Origin of the sequence: Demequina sediminis, from assembly GCF_039545075.1 — a bacterium.
Taxonomy (GTDB): Bacteria; Actinomycetota; Actinomycetes; order Actinomycetales; family Demequinaceae; genus Demequina; species Demequina sediminis.
In genome coordinates, this window is the sequence record NZ_BAABRR010000001.1 from 195,656 (window position 1) to 206,804 (window position 11,149).

11 protein-coding genes are annotated in these 11,149 nt (G+C 71.2%); 8 read left to right on the forward strand and 3 right to left on the reverse strand.

All coding sequences use genetic code 11. From position 1 onward, the window contains the following. Positions 1 to 3: 3 nt before the first annotated feature. On the reverse strand, positions 4 to 1,056 hold the full coding sequence (sepH, locus tag ABEA62_RS00975) for a septation protein SepH (protein ID WP_345378066.1): 1,053 nt from the start codon (positions 1,054 to 1,056) through the stop codon (positions 4 to 6). 82 nt (positions 1,057 to 1,138) lie between these two features. On the opposite strand from sepH, the gene ABEA62_RS00980 reads away from it, so the two are divergent. From ABEA62_RS00980 to ABEA62_RS01000, 5 genes are all read left to right on the forward strand, one after another. Further along, complete coding sequence (locus ABEA62_RS00980) at positions 1,139 to 1,945, forward strand: inositol monophosphatase family protein (protein WP_286215826.1); 807 nt, start codon at positions 1,139 to 1,141, stop codon at positions 1,943 to 1,945. Between the two features lie 156 nt (positions 1,946 to 2,101). Next, on the forward strand, positions 2,102 to 2,401 hold the full coding sequence (locus ABEA62_RS00985; RefSeq protein ID WP_286215827.1) for a DUF4193 domain-containing protein: 300 nt from the start codon (positions 2,102 to 2,104) through the stop codon (positions 2,399 to 2,401). A gap of 3 nt (positions 2,402 to 2,404) precedes the next feature. Next, entirely contained in the window at positions 2,405 to 2,848 is a 444-nt protein-coding gene (dut, locus tag ABEA62_RS00990; RefSeq protein WP_286215828.1) for a dUTP diphosphatase, read from the forward strand. Next, entirely contained in the window at positions 2,845 to 3,129 is a 285-nt protein-coding gene (locus ABEA62_RS00995) for an OB-fold nucleic acid binding domain-containing protein (RefSeq protein ID WP_286215829.1), read from the forward strand. The genes dut and ABEA62_RS00995 overlap by 4 nt, the downstream gene beginning before the upstream one ends. Then, positions 3,126 to 3,788, forward strand: coding sequence for a DUF3159 domain-containing protein (locus ABEA62_RS01000; protein WP_345378099.1), 663 nt, complete (start codon positions 3,126 to 3,128; stop codon positions 3,786 to 3,788). Before ABEA62_RS00995 ends, ABEA62_RS01000 begins: the two co-directional genes overlap by 4 nt. On the opposite strand, the gene ABEA62_RS01005 is transcribed toward ABEA62_RS01000, so the two are convergent. Next, positions 3,706 to 4,392: a potassium channel family protein gene (locus ABEA62_RS01005; RefSeq protein ID WP_286215831.1), complete on the reverse strand. Its 687-nt coding sequence runs from the start codon at positions 4,390 to 4,392 to the stop codon at positions 3,706 to 3,708. The two genes, ABEA62_RS01000 and ABEA62_RS01005, sit on opposite strands and share 83 nt — an antisense overlap. Next, positions 4,389 to 5,054 (reverse strand): potassium channel family protein, encoded by a 666-nt coding sequence (locus ABEA62_RS01010; RefSeq protein WP_286215834.1) that lies wholly within the window; start codon positions 5,052 to 5,054, stop codon positions 4,389 to 4,391. The genes ABEA62_RS01005 and ABEA62_RS01010 overlap by 4 nt, the downstream gene beginning before the upstream one ends. A 20-nt stretch (positions 5,055 to 5,074) precedes the next feature. Here ABEA62_RS01010 and ABEA62_RS01015 point away from each other — a divergent pair, with 20 nt between their 5' ends. The 3 genes from ABEA62_RS01015 (at position 5,075) to ABEA62_RS01025 (ending at position 11,130) form a co-directional block, all read left to right on the forward strand. Beyond that, on the forward strand, positions 5,075 to 7,003 hold the full coding sequence (locus tag ABEA62_RS01015; RefSeq protein ID WP_345378101.1) for an APC family permease: 1,929 nt from the start codon (positions 5,075 to 5,077) through the stop codon (positions 7,001 to 7,003). Continuing rightward, positions 7,003 to 8,202 (forward strand): class I SAM-dependent RNA methyltransferase, encoded by a 1,200-nt coding sequence (locus ABEA62_RS01020; RefSeq protein ID WP_345378104.1) that lies wholly within the window; start codon positions 7,003 to 7,005, stop codon positions 8,200 to 8,202. The genes ABEA62_RS01015 and ABEA62_RS01020 overlap by 1 nt, the downstream gene beginning before the upstream one ends. Before the next feature lie 117 nt (positions 8,203 to 8,319). Then, positions 8,320 to 11,130 carry an aconitate hydratase gene (locus ABEA62_RS01025; RefSeq protein WP_286215836.1) on the forward strand — a complete coding sequence of 937 codons (2,811 nt, stop codon included), beginning with the start codon at positions 8,320 to 8,322 and terminating at the stop codon, positions 11,128 to 11,130. Positions 11,131 to 11,149: the final 19 nt, after the last annotated feature.

The following is an 11,149-nucleotide window of genomic DNA, read 5'->3' on the forward strand; positions in this document are numbered from 1 at the left end:
GGCTCAGCCCTGGTCGTTCTTCGCGCCGAAGACGATCTCGTCCCAACTAGGCACCGAGGCCCGTCCGCGCTTGGCGGGAGTCCTGCGCTCGGCCGGCTCGGCGTCGGCCACAGGCTCCGGAGCGACGGCCGGAGCCACCCGAGGCGTGCGCGCGCGGCCGGCAGGGTGGGTGAAGCCGGTCTCCGCCTCGCGCTGCCGACGTGCCGGTCCGAAGCCCTCGAACTCGTCGTCATCCTCGTCGGGCTCGGCGACGGCCTCGCGGGTGCCGCGGCGCAGGTCGAGGTCCTCGAGGAGAAGCTCGGTCTGGGTCTCGACCGGAGCCGCGAAGACGATGTCGACCTCGGCCTGGTCTCCCTCGACGCGCACCACGGGCGTGGGCTCGGTCGCGGGGGCAGGGGGGCGCGTCGCCTGGAGAGGGAGCGCGGCGTCCGCCTCCGCCTCGCGCACCGCGCTGAGGTGGCGGCGGGGGATCGGCACGTCGAGCAGCTCCGTCTCCGACAGCCAGCGCGCCTCTTCGTCCTCCGCCGTGACCGTGCGGGCGGTGTGATCGAACGTCCACAGCGCGCGCACCGACCGGCCGGACACGCGGTAGTCGGCCGCGACCTTCCACGGCTCGTCGGCCTCGCGCCACGCGTCCCAGACCACCGTCTCGGGGTCGACGCCTCGCGCCGCCAGGCGATCGGTGACGAGTTCCCCGAGCTGAGGAGCGCTCGCGTCGCGGCCGATCCTGGTCTCGCGCGCCAGGCCCGCGATGTAGCCGCGCTCGGCCGCCACGGGGCCCTCGTACTTCTCGATCGTCGCGACGGTCATGCCGGTCAGCTCCGCGAGCTCGGCTGCCGTGAGTCCCGCACGGATGCGCTGCTGGATCTCGCGCGGCGACATCGACGGGGCATCCGCGTCCTCGTCCGCCGCGGGCCTCACGTGGCTCGGTCGGGTGTAGCGCACCGCGTGGCGGAGCTCGTCGGACAGGGGAAGCTCGAAGCGGTCGCCCGACTCGGACTCCACGACGAGGTGGAGACCGTCCTCGGAGGGACCCACGAGGGTGAGGCGAGTCATGGCATCAGGGTGCCACGGCGCGACTCATGGGGGAGCGCGACACCCCGGACCGGCCGCATTGCCCTCCGCCTACGATGAGCCCATGGTCACACCCTCCGCACTGCTCGAGGTCGCCGCCACCGTCGCGAGGGAGGCCGGACGCCTCATTGTCGAGGGGAGGGCCGATGCGAGGGTCGCCCACACCAAGTCCTCGGCGGTGGACGTGGTCACCCAGATGGATCTCGCATCGGAGCGACTGCTGCGCGAGCGGCTCTCCGCGCTACGACCCGCCGATGGCGTGTGGGGCGAGGAGGGCGAGGACGTCGGTGGAACCTCGGGCATCACCTGGGTGGTCGACCCGATCGACGGCACGGTGAACTACCTCTACGGCCTCCCGCACTACGCGGTCTCGGTTGCCGCGGTCAGCGGACCGCGCGACGTGCGCGAGTGGCGCCTCGAGGCCGGGGCGGTGGTCGACGCCTCGGGGGTCGTGTGGACCGCGGCCCGCGGAGAAGGCGCGCGGCGCGCGGGGGTGCCGTTGTGGCGCGATCGCGGGCCCTCGCTCGACGAGTCGCTCGTCGCGACCGGCTTCCAGTACACCGCGGAGCGTCGCGCGCGACAGGGCGAGGTGGTGGCGCGGCTGCTCCCGCGGGTGCGGGACATCCGCCGGCTCGGCGCGGCCTCGGTCGACCTGTGCCACGTGTCCGCGGGCATGGTCGACGCCTACTACGAGGAGGGTCTGCACCCGTGGGACTTCGCGGCAGGGGCGCTCATCGCCCAGGAGTCGGGACTGCGTGTGGGCGGTCTCGACGGTGGCCCCGCCGACTCCCGCATGCTCATCGCGGCGCATCCCGATGCGTGGCCAGGGCTGCGCGACGCCCTCCTCGAGTCGGGGGCGGGGGACCGCTGACGGCGGCGCGCCGCCCCCGCGAGAGCGCACGAGTCGCTTTCTCGCGTGGGATGGGGCACAATGCGTGCGCCGCAAGGGAACAAATGTTGCCTCTGGGGCATTAGACAGCCACAGGCTCAGCCGAGCCGCTGGCATCGTGGAAGGGACTGAGGCCGCATGGCAACGGATTACGACGCGCCGCGCAAGACCGACGACGAGATTTCGGCAGACTCCATCGAGGAGCTGAAGGCTCGCCGCGCGGACAAGAGCTCCGGCGTGGTCGACGAGGACGAGACGGAGGCCGCCGAGGGCTTCGAACTCCCCGGGGCCGACCTGTCGGGGGAGGAACTGTCCGTTCGCGTGCTTCCTCCTCAGCAGGATGAGTTCACCTGCATGTCCTGCTTCCTGGTGCACCACCGCAGCCAGCTCGCGACCTTCAAGGGCGACCAGCCGATCTGCTCGGAGTGCGCGGCCTGACGCATGGCCACCCCTGAGATCCTCGTCAGCACGACCGAGCCGGGCGTGCCGCTCCCGCAGTACTCGCACCCCGGCGACGCCGGGGCCGACATCACCACGCGGGTCGACGTCACGCTGGCGCCGGGGGAGCGGGCGACCGTTCCCACGGGACTGCGCGTCGCATTGCCCGACGGCTACGCGGCGTTCGTTCACCCCCGCTCGGGCCTCGCGGCCCGCGCGGGGATCACGATCGTCAACGCCCCCGGCACGGTCGATGCCGGCTATCGCGGGGAGATCGCGGTGACGCTCCTCAACACGGACGCGCGCGACACCGTGACGCTCAAGCGTGGCGACAGGATCGCTCAGCTGGTGATCCAGCGCGTCGAGCGCGCGCTGTTCGTGCCCGTCGAGTCCCTTCCCGGGTCTCACCGGGGCGAGGGCGGCTTTGGATCGACGGGGCAGTCGTGACCTCGACCCCGACGATCACGATCGCGCAGGTGCGACCGCGCGAGATGGCACGCGTCTCCGGCCGCGTGCTCGCGGTCCAGGTCGAACCGAGTGACGCGCCTCCTGCGTTCACCCTCCGACTCGACGACGGCACGGGCCGCATCGACGCCGTGTTCATGGGCCGGCGCGAGGTGCCCGGCATCACGCCCGGTTCGCGGATTGCTCTCGAGGGCCGGGTGTGCGAGTCGGACTCGGTCATGCGCCTGTACAACCCGCGCTACGAGCTGGCGCCCGTCGCATGAGCGCCGAGGACTCGAAGGCCGCGCGACTGCTCGGGGGCGACTCGTTCTCGGTGCAGGACGCGATCGGGGGGTGGCGGGGCTTCGTCGAATCCGCCGCACCGGGCATCGTCTTCGTGGTGGCCTATCTGGGCTGGGGAGGCTTCCGAATCCCCGTCATCGCGTCCGTCGCGGTCATGGCGGTGCTCGTCGCGGTGCGACTCATTCAGCGCACCCCCGCGACCCAGGCGCTGTCCGGTGCCGTGGGCGTCGCGATCGGTGCCGTGTGGGCCTGGCGCTCGGGCGACGCCTCCGGGTACTTCGTGCCCGGGTTGTGGGTCAACGCCGCGTACCTCGCAGGCGTGCTGCTGTCGATGGCCGTCGGATGGCCCATCGTCGGCGTGGTCATGGGCCTCATTCGCGGTGAGGGAACGTCGTGGCGCGAGCGCCCTGCCGAGCGGCGCAGGTATCAGCTGGCCTCGGGCGTGGTGGCAGGCATGTTTGTGCTGCGCCTCGCCGTCCAGGTGCCGCTGTACTTGGCGGGAGCTGTCGCGGCCCTCGGCACCGCGAAACTCGCGATGGGCGTGCCGCTCTTCGCGCTCACGCTGTGGGGCGTATGGCTGCTGGCCCGTGGCGCAGAAGGTGCTCCAGAGCCTCAGGATCCGCCTCAGACGACACGATAAACATCAGTTCGTCGTGCGCCTCCAGCGTGTCATCGGGCGACGGCGCGATGGTCCTGTCGCCGCGCACGATCGCGGCAAGCACGATGTCGACCGGCCACTGAATCTCGCGCAGGATCACGCCCACGACGGGTGAGGCCGCCGGCAGGGTGACCTCGATCATCGAGGCGCCCGACTGGCGGAACGTGAAGACCCGCACCAGGTCGCCCACCGCAACGGCCTCCTCGACCATGGCGGTCATGATGCGCGGCGTCGAGACCGCGACGTCGACGCCCCACTGGGCGTCATACATCCACTCGTTGCGGGGATTGTTGACGCGCGCGACGGTGCGCGGCACCCCGAACTCCGTCTTGGCGAGGAACGACACGACCAGGTTGGCCTTGTCGTCTCCCGTGGCGGCGACGACGACGTCCATCGTCTCGATCTGCGCGTCGCGAAGCGCCGACATCTCGCACACGTCGGCGAGCATCCACTCCGCCTCCGCGACCTGGGCGACGCGCATCGCGGCGGGGCTCGAGTCGATGAGCAGCACCTCGTGGCCGTGCTCGAGCAGGTCGCGGGCGATCGACCGACCGACCGATCCCGCTCCCGCAATCATGACCTTCATCGGGTGACCTCCGGGGAGCGACCCGTGACGCGCGCGGGATCGAGCTCCGCGCCGCGCACGAGCGCGAAGTAGGCCTCGTCGCCCTCTTGGACGCGGGTGTCGGTGACCGGCAGGAGCGGCTCTCCGAATCTCACGAGGTACGCGACCCGCGCCCCCGACCGTTCCTGAAGCTCGGTGTAGCGGCGCCCGACCCATGCGGGGTCGACGGGCAGCCGGCGCAGGCTCACTCCGGCCGAGGGGTCATCGAAGAGGTCGTCGCTGCCGCCCGGCAGGAGGCGCGTGACGATCTGCGCGGCGGTCCACGGCACCGGCGCGACCGTGGGGATGCCCAGGCGGCGGTAGACCTCGGCGCGCCCGAAGTCGGCGATGCGCGCCACGACGTTCTCGATGCCGTACGTCTCGCGCACGACGCGCGCCGCGAGGATGTTGGAGTTGTCGCCGTCGGACACCGCCGCGAAGCCGTACGCGTCCTCGACACCGGCGGATACCAGCGTGTCGCGGTCGAAGCCGATGCCGGTGATGCGCTGGCCCTTGAAGCTCGAGGGCAACCGGCGGAACGCGTCTCCCGACTGGTCGATGACCGCCACCGTGTGGCCGCGGGCCTCAAACTCGGTCGCGAGGGTGGCCCCTGTTCGGCCGCAGCCCATGATCACGATGTGCACGGCAACCCACGCTATACCCGATGAGCCTAGGATGGTGCGACGTGCGGAGGTTTCTCGAGGGCCTGAAACTGCTGGTGTTCGGGCGTCCCATCGCGACAGAGCGTGCGTATCGCGCTGCCCTGCGCACGCGCGTCGCGCTTCCGGTGTTCGGCGCGAGCCTGCTGTCGACGGTCGCGTATGCGCCCGACGCCGTGATCGACGCGCTGCGCGGAGGCGGCGTGCAGTCGAGCCTGCCGTGGATGGCCGGCGCCGTGGTCGCGATCATGGTGCTGCTCGGCTTCGCGTATCGCTCGAACGTGCGCAAGCAGCCCGACGAGCGCGGCGACTACGGCATCGTGCGCGACCGGCTGGGCCCCGGCGCGGGCGTGGTCACGGGCGCATCCCTGCTGGTCGACTACATCTTCACCGTGGCGGTGTCGGTTGCGGCGATCGCGCACTTCGTGGGGTTCGTGGTGCCCGCGATCGACGGCTGGCACGTGCCGCTCGCCCTCACCGCGATCGCGGTCATGACGCTCGCAAACCTGCGCGGCATCCGCGAGCGCTCGCGCGTCCTGCTCGGCGTGTGGTTCGGCTTCCTCCTCGTCGTGGTTCTCGTGGTGATCGCGGGCGTCCTGCGCGACGACGTCACGCCGCTCACCACCAGCCCCGCGCAGGCGACCTGGTCCTCGGCCCTCGCCTTCGCGGGGGCGATCGCCTCGGGCGCGGTGATGCTCACCGGCATCGACCACCTGTCGTCCTCCGCGCCGTATCACGCCGAGCCGCGCGGTCAGCGGGCGGGACGCACCGTGATCGTGGCGGTCCTGGTCGGCGCGGTGGCCTTCCTCGGCGTCACGCTGATGATGTGGCGCTATCGCGTCTCGGGATGGCAAGAGGGGCCCGCGCTGCTGCAGGTCACAGAGCGCATCTCCGGCTCGTTCTGGGTCGTGCTCGCGGTCACGATCCCGACCGTCGGCATCCTCTACGCCGCGGCATCGGCCGTGTTCCGGCGCTTTGCCGGTCTCACGTCGCTGCTCGCGCGCGACTCGTATCTGCCGCGCCAGCTCGGCCAGCAGAGCGAGCGGCTCGTGTTCCGCGGGGGCGTGCTGTGGGTCGCGTGCGCGTCCGCGGTGATCGTCGTCGCGACGGGGGCACGCCTCGAGCAGCTCGTGCACATGTACCTGATCGGCGCCTTCGCCGCGATCGTGCTGAGCCAGCTCGCGATGATCCGCCTGCAGACCGCGCGCATCGCGCTGCAGCCCACGGGGCGCACCCGCCTGCGCATGATGGGCGCCCGCGTCCTGCACGGGGCGGCCGCGGGCGTCGCGGCCGCGGTGTGGATCGTCATCGCCGTCTTCAACTTCCTCGCAGGCGCGTGGTTCGCGCTCGTGCTCGTGACCGGACTCGTCTTCCTCATGCGCGGCATCGACGCGCACTACGCCGACGTCCGCCGCCAGCTCGCGATCCTGCCCGACGACCCGGCCGCCGCGCGTCCCTCCGCCACCCACGGAATCGTCCTCGTCGCCCAGCTTCACCGGCCCGCGCTGCGAGCGATCGCGTACGCCAACGCGGCGCGCCACTCCACGATCGAGGCGGTCGCGGTGCAGGTCGACAAGGCGGCGACACGCGATCTCCAGCGCCGCTGGAGCGAGTTGCGCCTCAGCATCCCGCTCGTGGTCCTCGATTCCCCGTATCGTGACCTGGTCGCGCCCGTGCTCGAGCACGTGAAGTCGATTCACCGTGGCTCTCCGCGCGACATGGTGGTCGTCTACGTTCCCGAGTACATCGTGGGCAGGTGGTGGGAGCGATTCCTCCACAACCGCGCGTCGATGCGACTGCGCCAGAAGCTGTTGTCCATCCCGCGGGTGGTGGTGGCCGCTGTGCCGTGGCACCTCGAGTCGGCGCTGTCCTACGAGGCGCCCGACACGCTCACCCGCGAGATCCCGCACGTCGAATCAACGGAGGCCCAGTGATGACTGACCTGATCGAACTGTCGATCGGGGCCGTCGCGCACGGCGGCCACTGCGTCGCGCGGCACGAGGGCCGCGTGGTCTTCGTGCGCCACGCGCTGCCGGGTGAGATGGTGCGCGCGCGCCTCACCGAGGCAGGCGATGACGCCAGGCTGTGGCGCGCCGACGCCGTCGAGGTGCTCGAGGCCTCGCCCGACCGAGTCGACTCGGCGTGGCCCGAGGCGGGGCCGGGGGGAGTGGGCGGCGGAGAGCTGTCCCACGTCGCGCTGCCCGCGCAGCGCGAGTGGAAGCTCGCCGTGCTGCGCGAGTCCTTCGTGCGCTTCGCGGATCGGGAGTTTCCCGGTGGGGTCGCGGCCGCGCCGGGGGACGATGCCAGGGCCGGGTGGGGATGGCGCACGCGCGCCGATGTCGTGGCGGACAGCGAGGGGCGGCCCGCGATGCACCTGCATCGTTCGCGCGAGGTGCGGGCGCTGTCGCGCCTCCCGATCGCGTCGCCCGCACTCGAGGACGCGCTCCTGGAGTCGCGCTTCCCCGCCGGCAGCCGCATCCACGCGGTCGCGCCGGGCGGAGAGGACCCGCGACTCGTGGTCGACGGCGTGCCGTGGCGTGGGGGGCGCGCGGATCACCGCCCCAACGCGCCGCGCCGCGTGCGTGAGCACGTCGCGATCGCCGCGGGCGCATGGGACTTCCAGCTCGACGTCGAGGGCTTTTGGCAGGTGCATCGCGAGGCGCCCGGCGTGCTGGTCGACGCGGTGCTGCGCCGTGTGGGCGACGCGTCGAGCGTGCTCGACCTGTACTCGGGTGCCGGGCTCTTCACCGTCGCACTCGCCTCTCAGGGGCGCGCCGTCACCGCCGTCGAGTCGGACGCGCGGGCTTCGCGCGACGCGCGCCGCAACGTGCACGCGCTTCCCGGCGCGAGCATCGTCCACGGGGACACCCGTGCCTTTCTCGAGTCGGGGCCCACGGGTGTCGACGCGATCGTGCTCGACCCGCCGCGGTCGGGGGCCGGGGCGCGCACGGTCGACGCGATGGCGGCGGTCGGCGCACGGCGGCTCGTGTACGTCGCGTGCGACCCCGTGGCGCTCGCACGCGACACCGCGTTGCTGCACGCACACGGCTATCGGCTGACCGAGGCCGAGGGCTTCGACCTGTTCCCCATGACCCACCACGTCGAGTCCGTCGCGACCTTCGAGCGCGACTGAATCCCCGCATCGGCGCCACCCGAGGAGGACCGCACCCCCGGGACCTCGGCCCTAGGCAGGGCCGATAGGATGAGCGAAGGCCCGATGTGGGGAGACCCCCGAGCGCGGAGGAGACGCATGAGCGCGAACACCCTAGGTTCCAAGTCGACGCTGACGGTAGGCGATCAGCACTACGAGATCTTTAGGCTCGATGCGGTACCAGGGCTTGAGCGCCTGCCGTACTCGCTGAAGATCCTGGCGGAGGCGCTGCTGCGCACCGAGGACGGCGCGAACATCACCGCCGACCACGTGCGGGCCCTCGCCGAGTGGAATCCCACCGCCGAGCCCGACACGGAGATCCAGTTCACCCCCGCGCGCGTAGTGATGCAGGACTTCACCGGGGTGCCCTGCGTCGTCGATCTCGCGACGATGCGCGAGGCGGTCTCCGCGCTGGGCGGCGACCCGACGTCGATCAACCCGCTCGCTCCCGCCGAGCTGGTCATCGACCACTCCGTGGTCATCGACATCTTCGGGCGCAAGGACGCGCTCGCGCGCAACACGGACCTCGAGTACGAGCGCAACCGCGAGCGCTACCAGTTCCTGCGCTGGGGCCAGACGGCCTTCGACAACTTCAAGGTGGTGCCGCCCGGCACGGGAATCGTGCACCAGGTCAACCTCGAGTACCTCGCGCGCGGCGTCATGACGCGCGAGGCGGGCGGGGTGACCCAGGCGTACCCCGACTCGTGCGTGGGCACCGACTCGCACACCACGATGATCAACGGCCTGGGCGTCCTGGGCTGGGGCGTGGGAGGCATCGAGGCGGAGGCCGCGATGCTGGGCCAGCCGGTGTCGATGCTCATCCCCAAGGTGGTGGGCTTCAAGCTCACGGGAGCGATCCCCGCGGGGGCCACCGCGACCGATGTCGTGCTGACCATCACCGAGAAGCTGCGCGCGCACGGCGTCGTGGGCAAGTTCGTGGAGTTCTACGGCGAGGGCGTGGGCCAGGTGCCGCTCGCGAACCGCGCGACGATCGGCAACATGAGCCCCGAGTTTGGCTCGACCGCCGCGATCTTCCCGATCGACTCCGTGACCATCGACTACCTGCGCCTCACGGGGCGCTCTCCCGAGCAGGTCGCGCTGGTCGAGGCGTACAGCAAGGAGCAGGGGCTGTGGCACGACCCCTCGCGTGAGGCCGCGTACTCCGAGTACCTCGAGCTCGACCTGTCGACCGTGGTGCCGTCCATCGCGGGACCCAAGCGCCCGCAGGACCGCATCGAGTTGACCTCGGCCAAGGCCGCGTTCAGCGAGTCGATCCTCGACTACGCCGCACACGAGGACCTCCACGGCCTCGACGAGTCGGTCGACGAGACGTTCCCCGCATCCGACCCGATTGCGGCGGGGGAGCACGCGGGCGACGAGCCCGAGCCCGCGCACGCGCAGGCCACCACGACCCTCACGCGTCCGCACAAGCACGTCCCGCTCACCATGGCAGACGGCACGCAGACGCAGCTCGACCACGGCGCCGTCGTGATCGCCTCGATCACGTCGTGCACCAACACGTCGAACCCGTCCGTCATGCTCGCCGCGGCGCTGCTCGCGCGCAACGCCAACGCCAAGGGCCTCTCGGTCAAGCCGTGGGTCAAGACGTCGATGGCTCCCGGCTCGCAGGTGGTCACGGACTACTACGAGAAGGCCGGGCTGTGGCCCGACCTCGAGGCGCTGGGCTTCCACCTGGTGGGCTACGGCTGCACCACGTGCATCGGCAACTCGGGCCCCCTGCCGCAGGAGGTCTCCGACGTGGTGAACGCCCACGACCTCGCCGTGGTCTCGGTGCTGTCGGGCAACCGCAACTTCGAGGGCCGCATCAACCCCGACGTGAAGATGAACTACCTGGCCTCGCCGCCGCTGGTCATCGCGTATGCGCTCGCGGGCACGATGGACCACGACTTCGAGACCGAGCCCCTGGGCACGGACTCGCAGGGCAACGCGGTGTACCTGCGGGACATCTGGCCCGACGCGTCCGAGGTCGAGGCGATCGTGCAGTCCTCGATCGACCAGGCGATGTTCGACAAGAACTACGCCGACGTCTTCGCGGGCGACCAGCGCTGGCAGACCCTGCCCACCCCGGCGGGGAAGACCTTCGAGTGGGACGCCGACTCCACGTACGTGCGCAAGCCCCCGTACTTCGAGGGCATGGGCCTCACGCCCGAGCCCGTCGAGGACATTGCGGGCGCGCGGGTGCTCGCGTTCCTGGGTGACTCGGTGACGACCGACCACATCTCGCCGGCGGGATCGATCAAGCCCGACAGCCCGGCCGGACGCTACCTTGCCGAGCACGGTGTGGACCGCAAGGACTTCAACAGCTACGGCTCTCGCCGCGGCAACCACGAGGTCATGATTCGCGGCACCTTCGCCAACATTCGCCTGCGCAACCTACTGCTCGCGCAGGAGAACAACGGCGCGGGCGTCGAGGGTGGCTTCACCCGCAACCTGCTCACGGGCGAGCAGACCACGATCTACGACGCGTCCGTCGCATACGCCGAGGCCGGCGTGCCGCTCGTGGTGCTCGCGGGCAAGGAGTACGGATCGGGATCCTCGCGCGACTGGGCGGCCAAGGGCACGAGCCTGCTGGGCGTGCGCGCGGTCATCACGGAGAGCTTCGAGCGCATTCACCGCTCGAACCTCATCGGCATGGGCGTGCTGCCGCTGCAGTTCCCCGCCGGCGAGTCCGCCGCCTCGCTCGGACTCGACGGGACCGAGGCCTTCGACATCGTCGGAGTGTCCGCCTTCTCCGCAGGCGAGCACCCGCGCACGCTTCCCGTGCGCGCGACCAAGGCCGACGGCTCGGTCGTGGAGTTCGACGCGACCGTGCGGATCGACACCCCCGGCGAGGCGGACTACTTCCGCAACGGCGGCATCTTGCAGTACGTGCTGAGGTCGCTGGTCTAGCACGGAGGAAACGGAACGG